Annotated in this window: 15 protein-coding genes; 8 read left to right on the forward strand and 7 right to left on the reverse strand. The window is 56.3% G+C overall.

Features of this window, described 5'->3' with window-relative positions:
• Positions 1-21: 21 nt before the first annotated feature.
• The 5 genes from coxB to ACSC94_RS11260 form a co-directional block, all read right to left on the reverse strand.
• Entirely contained in the window at positions 22-867 is an 846-nt protein-coding gene (coxB, locus tag ACSC94_RS11240; RefSeq protein WP_435640931.1) for a cytochrome c oxidase subunit II, read from the reverse strand.
• Positions 868-1,020: 153 nt separating this feature from the next.
• Positions 1,021-1,584 (reverse strand): hypothetical protein, encoded by a 564-nt coding sequence (locus ACSC94_RS11245; RefSeq protein ID WP_435640932.1) that lies wholly within the window; start codon positions 1,582-1,584, stop codon positions 1,021-1,023.
• Between the two features lie 131 nt (positions 1,585-1,715).
• Positions 1,716-3,191 (reverse strand): S8 family serine peptidase, encoded by a 1,476-nt coding sequence (locus ACSC94_RS11250; protein WP_435640933.1) that lies wholly within the window; start codon positions 3,189-3,191, stop codon positions 1,716-1,718.
• A gap of 3 nt (positions 3,192-3,194) precedes the next feature.
• Positions 3,195-4,655 (reverse strand): hypothetical protein, encoded by a 1,461-nt coding sequence (locus ACSC94_RS11255; RefSeq protein ID WP_435640934.1) that lies wholly within the window; start codon positions 4,653-4,655, stop codon positions 3,195-3,197.
• A 90-nt stretch (positions 4,656-4,745) separates the two neighbouring features.
• Positions 4,746-5,471 carry a 16S rRNA (uracil(1498)-N(3))-methyltransferase gene (locus ACSC94_RS11260; protein ID WP_435640935.1) on the reverse strand — a complete coding sequence of 242 codons (726 nt, stop codon included), beginning with the start codon at positions 5,469-5,471 and terminating at the stop codon, positions 4,746-4,748.
• A 106-nt stretch (positions 5,472-5,577) separates the two neighbouring features.
• On the opposite strand from ACSC94_RS11260, the gene ACSC94_RS11265 reads away from it, so the two are divergent.
• Genes ACSC94_RS11265 through ACSC94_RS11275 form a run of 3 tightly spaced genes read left to right on the forward strand, consistent with a single transcriptional unit; the run spans position 5,578 to position 7,882 of the window.
• On the forward strand, positions 5,578-6,186 hold the full coding sequence (locus ACSC94_RS11265) for a hypothetical protein (protein WP_435640936.1): 609 nt from the start codon (positions 5,578-5,580) through the stop codon (positions 6,184-6,186).
• Between the two features lie 7 nt (positions 6,187-6,193).
• Entirely contained in the window at positions 6,194-7,093 is a 900-nt protein-coding gene (gene ubiA / locus ACSC94_RS11270) for a 4-hydroxybenzoate octaprenyltransferase (RefSeq protein WP_435640937.1), read from the forward strand.
• A 57-nt stretch (positions 7,094-7,150) separates the two neighbouring features.
• Positions 7,151-7,882: a hypothetical protein gene (locus ACSC94_RS11275; protein WP_435640938.1), complete on the forward strand. Its 732-nt coding sequence runs from the start codon at positions 7,151-7,153 to the stop codon at positions 7,880-7,882.
• A 438-nt stretch (positions 7,883-8,320) separates the two neighbouring features.
• Here the strand turns inward: ACSC94_RS11275 and ACSC94_RS11280 are convergent, their stop codons facing one another.
• Positions 8,321-13,168 (reverse strand): NAD-glutamate dehydrogenase, encoded by a 4,848-nt coding sequence (locus ACSC94_RS11280; protein WP_435640939.1) that lies wholly within the window; start codon positions 13,166-13,168, stop codon positions 8,321-8,323.
• A gap of 305 nt (positions 13,169-13,473) precedes the next feature.
• Here ACSC94_RS11280 and ACSC94_RS11285 point away from each other — a divergent pair, with 305 nt between their 5' ends.
• Positions 13,474-13,647, forward strand: a complete 174-nt coding sequence (locus ACSC94_RS11285) for a hypothetical protein (RefSeq protein WP_435640940.1) — start codon at positions 13,474-13,476, stop codon at positions 13,645-13,647.
• 200 nt (positions 13,648-13,847) lie between these two features.
• Here ACSC94_RS11285 and ACSC94_RS11290 read toward each other — a convergent pair whose 3' ends face one another.
• Positions 13,848-14,636 carry a 3-hydroxybutyrate dehydrogenase gene (locus ACSC94_RS11290; protein WP_435640941.1) on the reverse strand — a complete coding sequence of 263 codons (789 nt, stop codon included), beginning with the start codon at positions 14,634-14,636 and terminating at the stop codon, positions 13,848-13,850.
• A gap of 114 nt (positions 14,637-14,750) precedes the next feature.
• Between ACSC94_RS11290 and ACSC94_RS11295 the strand changes: the two genes are divergently transcribed.
• The 4 genes from ACSC94_RS11295 to maiA all read left to right on the forward strand — a co-directional run bounded on the left by ACSC94_RS11295 (position 14,751) and on the right by maiA (position 18,655).
• Positions 14,751-15,548 carry a hypothetical protein gene (locus ACSC94_RS11295; protein WP_435640942.1) on the forward strand — a complete coding sequence of 266 codons (798 nt, stop codon included), beginning with the start codon at positions 14,751-14,753 and terminating at the stop codon, positions 15,546-15,548.
• 227 nt (positions 15,549-15,775) lie between these two features.
• Complete coding sequence (hppD, locus tag ACSC94_RS11300; protein WP_435640943.1) at positions 15,776-16,843, forward strand: 4-hydroxyphenylpyruvate dioxygenase; 1,068 nt, start codon at positions 15,776-15,778, stop codon at positions 16,841-16,843.
• Between the two features lie 148 nt (positions 16,844-16,991).
• Positions 16,992-17,972: a fumarylacetoacetate hydrolase family protein gene (locus ACSC94_RS11305; protein ID WP_435640944.1), complete on the forward strand. Its 981-nt coding sequence runs from the start codon at positions 16,992-16,994 to the stop codon at positions 17,970-17,972.
• Complete coding sequence (gene maiA / locus ACSC94_RS11310; protein ID WP_435640945.1) at positions 17,969-18,655, forward strand: maleylacetoacetate isomerase; 687 nt, start codon at positions 17,969-17,971, stop codon at positions 18,653-18,655. The genes ACSC94_RS11305 and maiA overlap by 4 nt, the downstream gene beginning before the upstream one ends.
• Positions 18,656-18,673 lie beyond the last annotated feature (18 nt).

Here is an 18,673-nt window from a genome sequence, read left to right on the forward strand (position 1 = left end):
TCTTTTTAAGAAAAACGGTGATTATTCAGCGGATTCGGCGTTCGCGCCCGCGTCGTCTGCGGGAGCCTGAATGCCTTGGTCGGCCTGTTGACGGGCGATCCATGCGGCGAAATCTTCCTTGCTGACGGCATGGATTTCAATCGGCATGAAAGCATGGTTGATGCCGCACAGTTCCGAGCACTGACCGTAGTAAACGCCCGGCTTTTCAATACGCATCCAGGTTTCGTTGATACGGCCCGGGACGGCGTCCATCTTGATGCCAAAGTTCGGCATGGCGAAGCTGTGCAATACGTCTTGGGCGGTGACCAGAACCTGAATGGTGGTGTCGACCGGAACAACAACCGGGTTGTCGGTGGACAGCAGGCGAATCTGACCCTTGGCCGGATCAATTTCGTCATCCTTCAGGATGTTTGCGGTCAATGTCACGCCGCCTTGGTCCGGGTATTCATAGCCCCAATACCATTGATAACCCGTGACTTTCAGCGTCATTTCCGGGTCTTTCGCGCGGTCAACATAATAGAGCAGTTTGAAAGACGGCACGGCGATAACGATCAGGATGATCACCGGAACCAGCGTCCAGATAATTTCCAGCAGCACGTTGTGCGTGGTGGTGGACGGTGTCGGGTTTGATTTCGCGTTGAAGCGGATCATGACATACACCAACAGAACCGTCACAAAGGCCACGATCCCCGTGATGATGTACATCAGCAGGTGGTGGAAATTGTGGATCTCAGTTGCCGACGGTGTCGCCGCAGGCAGCATGCCAAGTTGTGTCGGATGAGCCAGATTGTCAGCCGCCATCGCAAAGGACGGCAGAATCAAAACCAGAGCGGAAAGGAAAATGGACAAGAGGGTTGTAATGCGCATGGACCAGAGCTTCATGTTACAGGATCGGGACGTGATATTCCTCAGCGCAAACAGCGCCTTAATCACGCCTTTCTGATACACGGAAAGGGGTGGTCAGCGCAAGGGGGAAGCGCAAAAACTTGCCGCGTTATGGCAATGCCTGGATTGATGGAATTAACCGTGGCGGGCCGGTTTAAAGACGGCTGTGGCCAGCGACGCGACCAAAGAGGGCAGCGGGCGAGCCTTAAATTCCATAACACTATATGTGTCAAGCTGCACCGGACGGGCCAAAGCGCGTTTCAAGGCGGCCCGGCTGTTCGTGGCATAGGAACGGGCTTCGTCCGTCACATTGTCGATGACCGAGGGAATGTGGAGCAGGGACGGAATATCCATCCGGCGCAAATCCGCGGCGGCCTTGCCAAAACCGGGGATCAGGCGGCGGGTCAGGTCTTCGCTCTGGTCCAATGTCAGGGAATAGACATAAATATTACCGCGTGACCGGGTCAGGCGGCGCATCACATCGTCCTGCCATATGTCAAAGCAAACGGCCAGCGTGTTGCGCACGAACACCAGATCACGGCGGACCGGGTCAACGATGTCCTTTTGCCCACGGCTGTCCAGAACGCTGTCCAATGTACGGACGGCGTTGCTGAGGTGGGTCAGGGAATCCAGCGGATTGTACACAGACAAAGTCGGCTCAGACTTTAGAGCGGCAAAAGCACGCGCTTCTACGGACATGATCACACCCATCGGTTCGGTTTTGTCTGCGCGCCTTCTTGATGGGCGGGTCAGGGGCCAAATGGATACCCGATTCGCCCCAACCCCGGCAACGGGGCATGGCAAAGTTGTGCACCGGAAGTTTAGGGGTGTCAGGGTTTCAATTGTATGAGGGTGTTCATGGCCGGGCTGGCCGTGCCCCAGATATAAACGCGGGCCTCGCTGACCTCTGGTGTGCCGAAATACATTTGCGGCAGGATCAGGGTCCAGTTGCCCTTTGTGCTTTCCCCCAGAAAGGCGGAGGTGGATACGACCATGCGCATGCCACGCGGGTCGGCCAGCGTGGGGCGATCCCATGCGGCGGTCAGTTTTACTTCTGTGCCGGACGGGGACCGCAGGGACACGTCTTCCGGCAAGCCGTTCTGATAAATTTCATACGGCGATACTGTTTGTGGTTTGACGCGAAATTCAAAAATTGTTTTCAGCGTTGCCATGTCATCCGGGATTTGAACGGTCACGCGGCGGGCATTGCGCTGAAAATCGAAATCAACGGTCTTTGCCCCCGTATCACGCAGGATCACAGGTTCGATATGCTGTTTGTTCGTATGCAGCGTATTCAGCAATGTTTTATGATGGTCGGGGTTGTAAATGCCAAACCCGGTGATTGTGCTGTGCTGCAGGCCGCGTGCGTTACGAACCATTGATTTTGTCAGGGCGGAACGATCCTGTCCTGAATCAACATCCACGTCATCTTGTGAAGCGGACAGCAAGGCCGTGGCGCGAATATCTTGGTCCGTCGCCTCGGGGAACTGGCTGCGCAATGTTGCGATATGCCCGGCCACGTTGGGGGATGCGAAGGATGTTCCGGTGACGTCACAATTTAATTTTCCGGCTTCTCGATCGGCGACAAAGGAATCGTGAATGGTGTTCCATTGCAGTTTGATGCCGTTCTGATCGCCCTGTGACATGCTGATGCGGAAATCGTCGATTTCCTTTTGTGTCATGTAATAATAGTTACAAAATCCCTGCTCATACGCGGTGGGGTAAACCAGATCGGGGGCGTTTTCGGATGTGTAGCATGTGACCGATCCATCCTCGGTCACGGCGCCGGTGAAAATGACGCTGTCCGAAAAGCTGTACGCGGTCAGGATTTGACGGCGCAGGGCGTCATAATTGCGTTTTTGCGGGCAGGTGAAATTGCCTGAATTCCCGATGGCAATGATGGGGTTCACATCCGTTTCCGTCCAGAGTTTCAGAAGCGTTTCCGTCTCCGCCCGCGGGGCCTTGTCAAAGGGGGATGGCGTGCTGGACACTGAAATCACTTTGTATTGGCGCAGATGATCCTTGTCTTCAATCTTGTCATAAGCATCTTCGTCAATGATCGGGATGAACGGGGCGCGATAGCCGTTCTGTTTGATCCGCCATTTGAAAATACCACTCGCCGATTGGGCGTGGTGAGTAAACAGCAAATCTTTCTTCAGAAAGCGGCTGGCGGGTTCCAGATGCGCAACGGAAACAACGGGCGTTGTCTGTGGGTCCGGTTGGACCGCATGGTTAAAACAGGCAGTCAGCGTCGTGCCCAGTGTGGCGCATCCAATGGCGCGCAGGATAGCGGATGAACGGGCCATGGCTTACGGCCCCGCCGGAATCAGACGGTTCAAGGTCGCGTTATCCGTGCCCCAGATATAAAGCGCGGCATGACCGATTTTCGGCGTATGAAATTCGCCGCGCGGCAGGCGCAGGGTCCAAACCCCATCGGTTTTTTCACCCAGAAACGCCGGCGCGGCCACGGCCATGCGGTAGCCATCGGCATCGCTTAAAGACAGCGGTTCGGTCGCAACGGGCAAGCGCATGGCTGTGCCCGATGGGGATACCAGCGTGACATGCGTGGGCAATCCCTGTTCCAGAATGTCATCTTTCGATGTGGAATGGGGGATCAGGCGGAATTCAACGATGGTCCGCACGGCGGCGGCGTTTTCATTCACGTGGAAGGTGATGGTGCGGTCTGCGCCGTCTGGTTCATTCACGGCACCCTTTGCGGCCTGTATGAAGCGGGTGGACAAAGACTGCCCGGAGGTCTTCATGGTTTGCAGCAATTGTGCATGCCGGGCTGGGTCGTATAACCCAAAACCGCTGATCATGTTGTAATGCAGGCCACGGGCGTTTGTGGCGGAATGCGTGTTGAAATAATCCGCATCCTGATCCGGCGCGATGTGCAGCGTGTCCTGCGACGCGGCCAGCAGGGCGGTGATGTATGTATCCATGTCCGTCGCATCCGGAAACTGGGTGCGCAGGGTGGTCAGATGCCCGTTGACGTTCGGGGCGGAAAACGATGTGCCCTCGATATTGCAGACCTGTTTCCCGGCATCCGGGTGGGCCACGAACAGCCGATCACCCATCATGCGTTCACGCGGGGTCATGGTGCTGAAACGGACGGTTTTGCGCATGGCGTCGATTTCGTTCTGGCTCATATAATAATCATTACAGAAGCCTTGCGCGTAGCCCTGTGGGTACAGCAGATCCGGCGCGTTTTCGGAGGAATAGCAGGAAATGGTGCCATCCAGTTCCGCCGCGCCAACCTTCATAAAGCTGTCGGCGAAGGTGTAGGGTGTAATGCGTTGCCAGAACAGCAGGCGCCATTCATCAACGGTCTGTTTCTTGTCGGTGCATACATAATTGCCCATGTTGCCGGTGGCCGCCATGGTCACCGTGTCGCTGGCGGCCCAGATCGGGGCCAGTGTCGCGGCATCCGACGTGCGTAAATCGGGATCGGGAATGGCGCTGGTCGACAGAATTTTGAAATCGCGGATATAGGGGCTTTTTTCAATGTCGCGATAGGATTCATCGTCAATCATTGGCGGAATGGCGGCAGCGGAGAAGCCATTTAATTGGACCCGCCACGCCAGAATATCGCGGGCCGATTGGCCGTGGTGATGGAAAAATCGGTAATCGCGGACCAGCCGGGTCATCGCTTCGATATGGGCCGATGGCACCGTGGCGGGTGCTGTTGCCTCTGCTGTTGCCTCTGCCGCCATCACGGGCACGGTGGCAAGGGCCGCAACGGCGGCGAAGATGGGTGAGAGTTTTTTCACTAAACCAGTCCCTGTTTCAACCCGAGTCTCTTTATAAGCCGGACCCGGACGAGAGGGACGTTAGGACAAAGGGGGCGGGGAAATCAAGTCTTAACGCCCGCGCCACAGGGATAAGCCATAAAGGGCGGCCGTTTCGCTGCGCAAGATGCTGGAGCCCAGTGAAACCGGGGTGAAGGGGGCGGTTTTGCGCAAGATTGTTGCTTCCTCCGCCGTAAATCCACCCTCTGGCCCGATCAGGATGGCGAAGGCGTTTCGGTTGCTCAAAAGATTTTGCAGGTCCGGCGTATCACCCTGCCGCTCCAGCGCGGCAAAAATCGGTGTGTCATCGGACCAGGCCCCCGGCACGCGGTCCAGCGCGATCAGCGGGTGCAGGGTGGGAATATCCATCCGCTCGCATTGCTCGCTCGCCTCAATAATCTGCGCGCGCAGCCGTTCATCATTCACATCGCGCACTTCGGTATTGCGGGTCAAAACGGGGTGCAGGTCGGTGACGCCCAGCTCGACCGCCTTTTCAATCAGCATATCCATCCGCGCCTTCTTGATCGGGGCGAAGAACAAATGGGCCGGGGACGGGGCGGGTGTTTGCGGAATCAACAGATCGGCAATGTGCAGCGCGCCATCGCGTTTTCCGACGGCATGAAAGGTGGAGGCCCATTCGCCATCGCGGCCATTGAACACGCGAACGGAATCGCCATCCTTGCGGCGCATCACGGTTTTGAAATAATGCGTTTGATCCGGCGACAGCGGCACATCCGCCCCGGCGCTCAGCGCGGCATCCAGAAACAAACGCGGCCATTTTTTGAAATCGGTTGTCATGGGGGAATATCACCATGAAAATTGGGTGGTTGTCTATCGACTGTTGACATATTTTGTGGGAATTGGTTTGTAAGCGTCATTCGTTAAAAGATTTAGGATGAAAACCATGACCAAAGAATCCGTCAAAGCCATGCGTGAATACCGGGCTGCCTTTATGACCGTATTGGGTCATCTGGATGCGGAGGGTGTGCCGTTTGAAAAGGCACCGCGCCTGTTGGGCGTGACCAAGCGTGAATTTAACAAATGTGCATTGGCGGCGGCCGCGGCGACGTGGGACCGGGTGGTGGATGATCTGGCCGTTATGGAGAGCAGCAACGATCCGTTCCTGATCGCGGGATTGGTGACCAGTATGGGCAACGTGCATGAAGTGTTGGCGCGGTTCGGTTGCGATATGACATCGGATTCCGGTTTTGCACCGTTGAAGATCAAGAAACAGGCGTTCGAAGATTACGGCTATGATGTTGTGATGATGACGCTGACTTGGGTTGAGGGGCGCGGCGCGCAGATGGCGACAAAATTTGGCACATGGAATTTGGTCGAGAATCTGGATAAATGTATGCGGTGCGTCGGCATGGACCCGTCCAATGAACAATTTTATAAAGACACCGGGTTTGAATCGCGTGCCGATTTTGAAAAGACCTATGCCAACCACGTGGAAAAGGCACAGCGCGTAAAGCTGGAAGCCATTTGCCCGACCCATCATCATTCATGCTGAGACATCCATGACCCACACCGACATTCATCATCAAGGCTGGATTGCATACCTCCCGGGATTTGTGCGTCCCTATGCCTTGCTGATGCGGTTGGATCGGCCGATCGGGACGTGGTTGTTGCTGTTGCCCGGTTGGTGGGCGATTGTGCTGGCGGCGGGCGGTGTGCGCGCCATGAATCCCTATGACTGGAAATTGATTATCCTGTTCGCCGTCGGCGCGATTGTTATGCGCGGGGCGGGGTGTGTGATCAATGATCTGTGGGACCGCAAGCTGGACGCACGGGTCGAGCGCACGGCGGCGCGCCCGCTGGCGTCGGGGGCGGTGTCGGTTCCGGCGGCGTGTGTGTTGCTGGGCGCGTTGCTCAGCATCGGGCTGATGATTTTGCTGGAATTGAACATCACGGCCATTTTGCTGGGGGTGTTGTCGGTGGCGTTTATCGTCGTGTACCCGGCGATGAAACGCATCACATGGTGGCCGCAGGCGTTTTTGGGGCTGACCTTTAATTTCGGCGCGCTGATGGGCTGGGCTGCCGTCACGGGCGCGGTGGATATGGCGGCATTGTATCTGTATGCCGCCGGGTTTTTCTGGACGCTGGGGTACGATACGATTTACGCCCATCAGGACAAGGAAGACGACGCCCGCATCGGCATTAAATCCACGGCGTTGTTTCTTGGTGAAAAAAGCCGCATCTGGATTGCCGGGTTTTATACGCTGACCCTGATCTTGCTCGCACTCGCCATCGGATCGGTGTGGGGCTTTGTAACGCTGATCCCTGCTGCGATGCATCTGGCGTGGCAGGTGAAGGATTGGGATATGAATGACCCGGCCAGCAGTCTGAAATTCTTCCGCTCCAACCGTGATTTTGGATTATTGGTTCTGGCGGCGGTGGGGCTGGCCACGCTTCTCTAACCCTTCACAAAACGCGCGGCGTGTGCGATCCTTATAAAAAATACAGGGAGAATAATCGTGCCGAGCCAAATTTACGCCCCATCCTTCGATATTTACCGTTTGTCCGATGCGTTCCGCGCCCGGGTTGAAACCGTGTCGATGCAGGCGCACCGCGTTTTGAACGTCGATGTCATCCGCCAGAATGCGCAGGACGGCAATGTCATGCAGACCTTGTCATGGCAGGGTTTTGACCGCCTCGATCTGGGGGTGGAGGATATTATGCTGGCCCGCGCCATTCTGGAACATCCGCCATTGGCCCCGGTTCTGATGCCGTATTTTTCCGACCCGTTCGAATTGCCGCCCGTGGCCATGCGTGTGCGTGAATTGTTCGATATGGCCAGCCTGACCCCTGTGCCGGGCCGGGATGAACTGGATGATCTGATCGCGGATACGGATCGGGCCTTGGATGATTGCACGATGATGATGACGGCTTTGCCGAAATCGGCGCTGGTGGGTGGGTTCCTGTCGCGTGATGTTGCGGGCCGGGCCGCCATGATTGATCGCGCGCCGGCGCTGCGCCATTATGCCTGTCTGAAGGACCGTGTGCGGGATTGGGTTTTGAACCCGCTGAAGGCCGCCCTGCTGGGGCAGGATGGGCGTGTGACCGAACAGGATATGGGCCCCGTCCATTCCATCCGCATTTCCAGCCGCGCGGTCACATCGCGCGACGAATTGATGGAAGCCCGCGCCATCGTGGCCGCCCTGCGCGGTGAAAGCAATCGGGTCGGGTTGATGGTGCCGAGGGTTTAAAATAAAACCACGAATAGACACCAATTCACACGAATAATATCGGCCCCCATTCGTCATCCCGGCGAAAGCCGGGATCTTCATGAATTTAGGCAGGATTTGAAACGCGACGGACGCGAAGAGCGCGACGGGTTTTGTGTTCTGTTTTCCCGTTTCAGGCATTCCCGCGTAAGCGGGAATCCACACTATCTATCCATTGGATTCCCGCTTACGCGGGAATGCCCGGTGGTGGAGGTGGTGAAAAACGTTGCGTCCTTTGCGTCCGTTGCGGTTCAAACACTTACAATGCGGAGGAAGATCCCGGCTTTCGCCGGGATGACGGATGACAGGGACACTTATTCGTGTGTATTCGTGTGTATTCGTGTGTATTCGTGTGTATTCGTGTCCATTCGTGGTCCAACAAAAAACCCCGCCAATCGGCGGGGTTTTTGTTTTTTGGTTTTAATCCGCGGCGCTGGCCAGATGGCTTAAGCGTTGTTCCGCGATCATCAGGCGGGGGATGTCCACCGCGCCGCCTTGTTGCAGGGTGGCCAGCAGCGGCGTGATTTGTTCGGCCTTGTCCGCATGCTGGATCAACCATTGTTGCAGCAACGAATCCTTCGCACCCTTTTTGGCATTGGCTTTCGCCGAATCCTTGAGGATGCGCAGGGTGATGGCGGCCTGTACGCTGAACAGGCGTTCGATCAACCCTTCGCGGGCTTCGTGGGTCCAGCGGTCACGCACTTCGATCTCGTCCGCGCGGCTGCGCAGCCAGTCGATGTGGAAATGTTCGCCGGCTTCGAAATACGCTTTCGCGGTCTGGATCGGGTCGGTTTTACCATCCAGCGTAATCCGGATGATATCACAGGCGGAATCCAGAACCGGGATCATCGCAATGTTGCGGGCCAGTGACGCCGGAACGCCGGAGGCTTTCAGGGCCTCCATCCGCGCCTTCATCGTGTCCAGCATCGCCGGGGTGGCGATATCCTCAACCGCGTCACGCAGTGCTTTAACACGCGGGGTAAAGCTGGCAATATCCGCATCGATATTCGGACGGCGGCCCAAACGGGTCAGCATCCATGTTACGGAGTGATCGGCCATGTACGCCAGATCGGCCAGCATGCTGGTTTGGATTTCGGCGGGGACTTTGTTGTCCAAGGCTTCAATCGCATCCCACAGCGCGCGCAGGCCAAAGATTTCCCGCACAATGATATAGGCGCGGGCGACATCGGCGGCGGAGGCGCTGGACGAATCCATTTTGGATTTGACGAACGTCGCGCCCAGGCGGTTGACCACGCCATTGGCAATTGCCGTGGCGACGATTTCGCGTTTCAGGCGGTGCTTGCCGATTTCGGTGTCATATTTCTTCCGCAAGGCGGCCGGGAAATAATCCGACAGCCAGATATGCGTGGCCTTTTCATCCGGAACGTCGGAATCCAGCAAAGCCCGCGTAAACATAATTTTCGCATAGGATTGCAGGGTGCAGAGTTCTGGACGCAACAGGCCCATGCCCGTGGACCGACGCCGTTCGATTTCTTCCTCGTCCGGCAAATGTTCCAACGCACGGCTGAGGCCATGGTCGCGTTCCAGATCGCGGATAAATTGCACATCCGTCGTGAATGTGTCGGAGGCGCGGTGGACCATCAGGCTGATGCCCTGCGTCTGTTGATAGTTGTTGCGCAGGACCAGACCCGCCACATCATCCGTCATGCTGGCCAACAGCGTGTTGCGTTTGGCCAGAGTCATTTTATTTTCCGCATCGTGCATCACGGCGGTCATCAAAATCTTGATGTTCACCTCAACGTCCGACGAATTCACACCGCCGGAATTGTCGATGAAGTCCGCGTTCAGGCGCACGCCACGGCGGGCCAGATCGTTCCGGGCCGCTTGCGTGACGCCCAGATTGGCCCCTTCGCCAATCACGCGGGCGCGAATGTCGGATGTGTTGACGCGCAACGCATCGTTGGCCTTGTCACCCACATCGGCATGGGTTTCGTGCGGGGCCTTCACATACGTGCCAATGCCGCCAAACCAGAGCAGATCAACCTGTTTTTTCAACATGGCGCGGATCAGGTCCGGGGGGGAGATTTCGCTTTTCTCAATGCCGTACTGGGCCATGATTTCCGGGGTGAGTTTCAAGCTCTTGTCCGCGCGGCTGTAGATACGGCCACCTTTGGACAACAGTTTTTCATCATATGCTTCCCAGCCCTTCACCGCGTCGAACAGGCGTTGACGTTCGGCAAAGCTTTTCGCGATATCCGGATTCGGGTCGCAGAAAATGTGAACATGGTTGAACGCGCCGATCAGGCGGATATGCGGCGACAACAACATGCCGTTGCCGAACACGTCGCCGCCCATATCGCCGACGCCGATGACGTCGAACGGCGTTTCCTGAATATTCTGGCCCAGTTCACGGAAATGGCGTTTCACCGATTCCCACGCACCACGGGCGGTGATGCCCATTTTCTTGTGGTCATATCCGGCGGACCCGCCCGATGCGAACGCATCGCCCAGCCAGAAGCCATATTCGGCAGACAGGCTGTTGGCGAGGTCGGAGAAGGTGGCCGTGCCCTTGTCGGCGGCGGCGACGATATACGGGTCATCCCCGTCACGGCGCACGACATCCTTCGGCGGCACAACTTTGTGGCCTTTCAGATTGTCGGTGATGTCCAGCATGCCGCGGACCAGCATTTTATAGCATTCGATCCCTTCGGCCATGAACGCCTCCCGCCCACCGGTGGTGGGTGGGTTCTTGAGGACGAAACCGCCCTTGGCCCCCATCGGCACGATAATGGCGTTTTTCACCTGTTGGGCTTTCATCAGGCCCAGAACTTCGGTGCGGAAATCTTCCGGACGGTCGGACCAGCGGATGCCGCCACGCGCAATGCGGTCGCCGCGCAAATGAATCCCTTCCATCCGCACGGAATAGACGAAGATTTCGCGGAACGGTTTCGGGTCCGGCAAATCGGCGATCTGGCCGCTGTCCAGTTTGATGGACAGATAAGGCTTCGGCTGACCATCGGCCCCCTTCTGGAAGAAGTTGGTGCGCAGGGTTGCATTGATCATCGCGGTGAAGGAGCGCAGGATTTTATCCTGATCCAGCGATTTCACGGCGTTCAGTTCTTTTTCAATCGCCTTGTTGATTTTATCCAGCGCGGCATCGCCGTCTTTTTGTTGGGCCGGGTTCAGGCGGGCCATGAACAAATCGACCAGCAAACGGGCAATTGCCGGATAATCGGTCAGCGCGCGTTCAAGGAAGCGGTTGGAATAGGTCGCGCCCGCCTGCCGCATATAGCGGACATAGGTGCGCAGGATGGTGACTTCGCGCCAGTTCATGGCGGCGGAGACCACCAGACGGTTCAAACTGTCATCTTCCGTTTCGCGGTTCCAGATGCGGATCAGGGCTTCCTCGAACGGTGTGTTGATTTTATCAATCGCCATCGCCGGTCCGGTTGTTTCCATCTGGAAATCGTGAATCCAGATGGCGGTGTCGGTGCCATGCGGGCGGACTTCGAACGGCAATTCGGCAATCACGCGCAGGCCCATATTCTCCAGCATCGGCAGAATATCGGACAGGATAACGGGTTTATCCGCGCGATAGAGTTTCAGGCGCAGTTCATTGTCCGGCAAACCGTGCGACCGGTACAGGTCGCGGGCCAGAATACCGGTCGATAACGCTTCCTCGATCTTGAAAACATCATGGACGCAGCTTTTCGGGATATAGGTTTCGCGGTACGCACTGGGGAACGCGCGGCCATATTTTTCGGTCAGATGTGCGATTTGCGCATCTTCGTGCAGTTTTTCGGCAAAGGCCACGTTCAGGCGTTCCGCCCATGAACGTCCGGCTTCCTGCAATTCCTGTTCAATCGCCAGACGGTCGAAATCCGGCTTTTTCTTCGGATCGATGGTGATGACATACATCACGCGGGCCAGCGGGGAATCATCAAGGCTGGCGTAATAATCATCGCATGTGCCGTTCAGGCGGTCTTCCAGAATGGATTGCATGCGCATCCGCAATGTCGTGTCATACAATTCACGCGGAACATAAACCAGGCATGACACATAACGACTGAACGTATCCAGACGGGTGTACAGCGCAATACGCTGGCGTTTCTGCAGGCGCAACATGGACAGGACATAGTCATGCAGCGTGTCCACGTCGATCTGGAACAATTCGTCGCGCGGGTATTTCTCCAGAATATGGGCCAGTGCTTTGTGGTTGTGGCTGCCGCTGGCGAAATGGGACCGGTCGGTAACCATGTGGGTCTTGCGGCTCAAATACGGAATGTCGCGGATGGACCGGGAATAGGTCACGGACGTGAACAAGCCGACGAACAGCGCCTCACCCTTGATCTTGCCGCCCTTGTCATACAGGCGAACCATCACGGCATCCATATTCACGCGGCGGTGTACAGTGGATTTGCGATGGATTTTGAAAATCAGCAACGGCTCGTCATTTTTATGCAGCTCGGCCAGATGCTGGGGCAGGGCTTCGCGCCCTTCCGGGAAAATGTTGGTCTTCACTTCCGTGCGCAACAGGCCCAGATGCGACCCCGGCACGGCCTTGGCCACCATCTTGCCATTCTTGTCCTTGGCATACGCATATTCACGGTAGCCGAGCAGGGTGAAATTGTCCTTGTACAGATATTCAAGGAAGCCCTGATAATCCTCGACCGCGTCATCGGCGAAATGGGCCGGGGCGTGGCTGAGCGCGTTTTCACAATCGCGCAATTTGCTGCGCATTTTCTGCCAGTCGCCGGTGGCGAAGCGGGCATCGATCAAAACCTGCTCCAGCCGTTCATGCAACGTTGCGATCTGCGCATCGCTGAGGGCGCGGTTCAGGTGGATGTGAATGTGGGATTGGCCGTGCGTGGTATCATCCGCTGTTGCGGATACGGATGTGACCTTGCCACTGGCATTGCGGCGCACCTGAATCACCGGGTGAACCAGCAGGGTGATAATCTGCGCCTGATGCGTGATTTCGGCGGTGACGGAATCGACCAGAAACGCCATATCATCATTGACGATATCAATGACGGTGCAACCGGGGGCCCAGCCGTCTTTCTTCATCGTCGGGTTGGTGATGCGGATATCCGGCGTGCCCACTTTGCGCGCATTCATCATGTCGAAATGCAGTTGCGCGGCCAGCGCCATGTTCTTCGGGTCCATCATCTCCAGATCGTCTTTCGACGTGCGCTGGAACAGGATCTCAGCGAAGTCCTTCAGGGCCTGCGGCGCCTTCGGCGGCAACGCATTCACAGCTTTGGTGATGAGGGGGTGAAGTTTCGTCGGGGCAGGGGCTTTGGCCATAGTGTCACATACATCCATGATGCTGGTGAGGGGGGTACTCTATATTACGCAGTCTATTCTGGCGGCAAACTAGGCCGAAACGCGGCGTGCGGCAAGTCTGCACCCATGTTGCGAACGCACAGGCGGCATGCGCCGCATGAGGGGATAATGATGGATTATTTCTTTTATTTTTCAAGGCCTTATTCGATGTTTGTTTGGTGTGCGCTGCACAAGGTGTGAAAATTGACGATTTATGGGAAAAGGCGTAGCTTGAACCCCGGTATGAAGGCCGCAAAGCCACGTTGAACAGAGCGAAGGATAAAAACATGACCACGAAAACCCAGAAGACCGAAACCACCGGAATGGATTTCTCCCGCGCCGCCGTAGGCCCGGACCGCGTTGAAAGCGCCGCGCAAACGGACGCCACCCGCGAATGCCAATATCCGCGTCAGCCGAAGCGCCAAGCGCATGAATCGTTTGAGTCGTATGGCTTGAACTAAGGTTTGATTTTTAAGATTGCGATAAACGCCTCCTGATGGGGGCGTTTATTTTTTTGAGCCATGAGGGAGCGCGCATTGTATTTCTACCCTCGTCATTGCCCGATTTATTCGGGCAATCCATAGGCTGGTATGGATCACCCGGATAAACCGGGTGATGACGAATGTATATATTCGTGTCCATTCGTGGTTTTAAAAAGCGACTACCGCGCCGTCCACCCACCATCAACGGGCAAGGATGTGCCGGTGATGTTCGATGCGGCGTCGGAACACAGGAACACCGACAACGCGCCCAATTGTTCCACCTCAACAAACTTCTTCGTCGGTTGCGGGGTCAGCATAATTTTCTCGACGACTTCGCTTTCGGGCAAATTATGCACCTTGGCTTGATCCTTGATCTGGTTTTGCACCAGCGGGGTCAGGACATAGCCCGGGCAAATGGCGTTGCAGGTGATGTTGTCCGTCGCGGTTTCCAGCGCGATCGTTTTCGTCATGCCGACAAGGCCGTGTTTCGCGGCGATATACGCGCTTTTAAACGGTGATGCGACAAGGCCGTGGGCCGAGGCAATGTTGATCACGCGGCCCCAACCTTTTTTCTTCATGCCGGGCAGGCAGGCCTTGGTCGTGTGGAATGCGCTGTTCAAATTGATGGCGATGATGGCGTTCCATTTATCTTCGGGGAATTCATCAATCGGGCTGACATGCTGGATGCCGGCATTGTTGACCAGAATGTCGATGGTGCCAAAAACGCCGATGGCTTTTTCGCACATGTCGCGAATTTGGTCCGGCTTGGTCATGTCGGCCCCGTGATAGAGCGCGCGGATGCCGTGATCCTTCTCCAAACTCAGGCGGATTTTTTCAATCTCTGCCGCATCGCCCAGCCCGTTCAAAACCACATTGGCCCCGGCTTCGGCCATGGCGGTCGCAATGCCCAATCCGATGCCGCTGGTCGATCCGGTGATCAGGGCGGTTTTTCCGGTCAGACTGGTCATGGTTTGTATCCTTTTGTTGCGATTGCGAATAATGACGCGCAAAGCGTAAAACGGCGGCTGGTTTAGGGCAAGGGCGGGTATTTATTTGACATAATTCAACAATTTGGATAAATTATGCTCATGAAACAGGTCACGCTGAACGATCATCCCGATTTTATCGCCGTTATTGACGGGCGCACCGATCTGGCTGCCGCGATGGCCGCGGCGCGCGATGCGTTGCTCGACCCGGCCTATCAGGCCGCCGTGATTGTGCGCGAGAGTGAAACAGCGGGCCAATCCGCCGACCGCGCCGCCGATCTTTTGAAAACCATGTCCCCCAACCGCGATGAACTGGGCCGCTTGGCCGATGGGCGTTTTGCCGTGATGCGAGCCAAGGAAAAAAGTCAGGATGTGTTCGCCGCATCCGATTTCAACCGCGTCGCGGGCCATGATGTTACCGATCTTCTGACCGCGATGGACGGCGTGTTTGCTTCACCGCCCGCCATGTATGTGCGCGTGGCCGATGGTGATAATGCCAATGGGCATCTGGATAGCGGGTATGAATTTATGACTCCGAATTTTTCTGGAGATTTTTCTCGTGCGGCCCCAACACCGGGCGGTATTACATTGACCATGGCGCTGCGCGGTGGCGGCACCATCGTGCGCGAATTGAGCCGTGATGAATTGATCCGCGTCCCCGGCCATAACGGCCAGGATGTCTGGCGTCAGCGAGATGACGTCCGTGACGACGATATTGGCCCCAACGGCGCCGCCATTGCCGATCATCTGGGGTGGCAGACCCGCGCCGGGGATGTGTGCCTGATGCGTGGCGGCGACTGGCCGGAAACGCATTTGCCGACGCTGCATGCCTCGCCTATTCGGCAACGACAGGGTGATCCGAAAGAGCGGGTTGTCTGTCTGGCATTTCTGTAAGCCAGGCATAATTATACCCTGTCATCCCGAACGCATGTGAGGGATCTCACCTTAAAAACCAAGCATTGCAGCAGAGGGGATCCCTCACATGCGTTCGGGATGACAGTCGGGGGTGTTGTGCGTGGTTATGGCATATTGCAATGCGTGTATGATGTTTTCCCATCATTGATTGAATGGGCTGGATCGCCTACCCTTCTCCCCACAATTCATAACAGGGGAGAACAATCATGGCTGATCTTTTTGAAAATCCGTTGGGCACCGATGGCTTTGCGTTCGTGGAATATACGGGAGAGCCGAAAATTCTGGAGACGCTGTTTGCCGATTTCGGTTTTACGGCGGTCGCTAAACACAAAACCCGCAATGTTGTTCTCTATCGTCAGGGCGGCGTGAACTTTCTGATCAACCATGACACCACGGGGCAGCCGGGTGAATTTCAGGCGATCCACACATCGGGTGCCAGCGCCATGGGTTTCCGTGTGAAAGACGCGAAAAAGGCGATTGAAGATGCGGTCAAACGCGGCGCGGAACGCGTGCAAAATCACGGCGGGTCGATGGGTGATGACATTCCGGCGATCAAGGGGATTGGTGGATGCCTGATTTACTTCATTGATAATGATGGCATGTATGACCGCGATTTCGAATTTTATCCGGGCGTGGATAAGCACCCCGCGGGCGTTGGTTTCACCTATATCGACCACCTGACGCACAACGTGCATCGCGGCAACATGGCGGTGTGGGCGAAGTTTTACGAAGATATCTTCAATTTCCGCGAAATCCGCTACTTCGATATCGAAGGCAAGCTGACCGGCCTGAAATCCAAAGCGATGACCAGCCCGTGCGGCAAAATCCGCATTCCGCTGAATGAATCATCCGATGATAAATCCCAGATCGCGGAATTTCTGAAACGCTATAACGGCGAAGGGATCCAGCATATCGCGCTGGGCACCAACGACATTTACAAAACCGTGGAAATGATGCGCGCGCAGAACGTGCCGTTCCAATCCACGCCAGCTACCTATTATGAATTGCTGGACAAGCGCGTGCCGGGCCATGGCGAGGATGTGACGCGGTTGAAATCGCTCAACATCCTGCTGGATGGTGCGCCGACGGAAGGGCAGGGTTTGTTGTTGCAGATTTTCACCCGCGATGCGATTGGCCCGATCTTCTTTGAGATCATTCAGCGCAAAGGCAACGAAGGTTTTGGTGAGGGCAATTTCAAGGCCCTGTTCGAATCCATCGAGCTGGACCAAATCCGCCGCGGTGTTTTGGATGATGGCAAGGCCGCGAATGCTTAAATAGAGATGCGCCACCCATTTTGAGCATCCCCGCGCCATCCCCGCTTTTGCGGGGGACGGATCAAGCGGGGATCCATGGGGTGGTGGTGGGTACGGTGTGGATTCCCGCTTTCGCGGGAATGCTGAGGAAAAAGAGAGTTCGAGAATAATGAAACTAGCGTCCTATAAAGGTGGGCATGACGGGTGGTTGATGGTTGTGGCCAACGACCTTTCCGTCTGGGCCCCGGCGACTGATGTGGCCCCAACCCTGCAATATGCGCTCGATAATTGGGCGGATGTTGAGGAAGATTTGCGTATTCTGTCCGATGCGTTGAATTCCGGTCGGGTTAAGGATGTCGAAAAATTTGATACGGCGAATTGTTCCGCTCCGCTGCCCCGCGCCTATCAAATCACGGATGGCAGTGCGTATTTGAACCATGTTGAACTGGTGCGCAAAGCGCGCGGGGCCGAAATGCCGCCGGAATTCCTGCATGATCCGCTGATGTATCAGGCCGTGTCCGACCCCATTTTGGCCCCGAACGACGATATTGTTGTGACCAGCGAAGAATACGGCATCGATTTCGAAGGCGAAGTGGCTGTGATTACCGGCGATGTGCCGATGGGGGCGACACCGGATGAAGCCGCCGCGCAAATCCGCCTGATCATGCTGATGAACGATGTGTCGCTGCGCAATTTGATCCCCGCCGAATTGGCGAAGGGGTTTGGGTTTTTCCAGAGCAAACCACCATCCGCATTCTCCCCCGTGGCCGTCACGCCCGATGAATTGGGGGCGGCATGGAAAGGCGGGAAAGTTCATTTGCCCCTGATCTGCGCCCTCAATGGCCGCGTCGTGGGCAAACCCAATGCGGGCGTGGATATGCAGTTTGATTTTGGCCAATTGGTGGCCCATGCCGCGAAAACGCGCCCCCTGCGCGCCGGGGCGATTATCGGGTCGGGGACCATTTCCAACCGCGACCGTTCCGCCGGCGTGGCGTGTCTGGCCGAAACGCGGATGATCGAAAAAATCGAAACCGGGTCCATGACCACGCCGTTCATGGCATTTGGCGATGTGATCCGCATTGAAATGATCAATGAAAAGGGCGCGTCCGTCTTTGGCGCGATTGAGCAAAAGGTCGTCCAAGCATCATGATTACACTCTATAGTTACTTCCGCTCCTCCACCGCGTACCGTGTTCGCATCGCCCTGAATTTAAAAGGGGTCGAGTATGAAACCGTGCCCGTGCATCTGGCCAAGGGGGAGCAGTTTGCGGACATGTACCGCCTGATCAACCCGATGGCGGCGGTGCCGGTGCTGGACCATGATGGGTTTCGCGTGTCGCAATCCCTCGCCATCATGAATTATATCGACAATATCGCGCCCAACCCGCCTTTGTCCCCCGTGGATGATGTTCAGGGGCAGGCCTATGTGCGGCAGGTCGCTCTGGCCATTGCCACGGACATCCACCCGCTGACCAACCTGAAGGTTCTGAAAAAACTGGGCACGATGTTTGATGCGTCGGAAGACCAGAAGAACGAATGGTATGGCCATTGGGCGTTGGATGGCATGCGCGCGGTGGAAACCATGTTGCATGATTGTGGGCGCACCGGAAAATTCGCCAATGGCGATGCGGTCAGCGTGGCCGATCTGTGCATCGTGCCGCAAATGTACAATCTGCGCCGTTATAACCTACCGCTGAATGAATTTCCGATCTGCCGTCAGATTGAGGCCAATTGCATGGCAATGACCGCGTTCCAGACCGCATCGCCGGAAATGCAGCCCGATGCGCCGGATGATCTGGAGATTATTCACGGCCCGCATTTTAAAGCCGCGTAAGAACAAAATTTTTTAAGG

The sequence above is a fragment of the Micavibrio aeruginosavorus genome (assembly GCF_051245535.1).
Classification (GTDB): Bacteria; Pseudomonadota; Alphaproteobacteria; order Micavibrionales; family Micavibrionaceae; genus Micavibrio; species Micavibrio aeruginosavorus_D.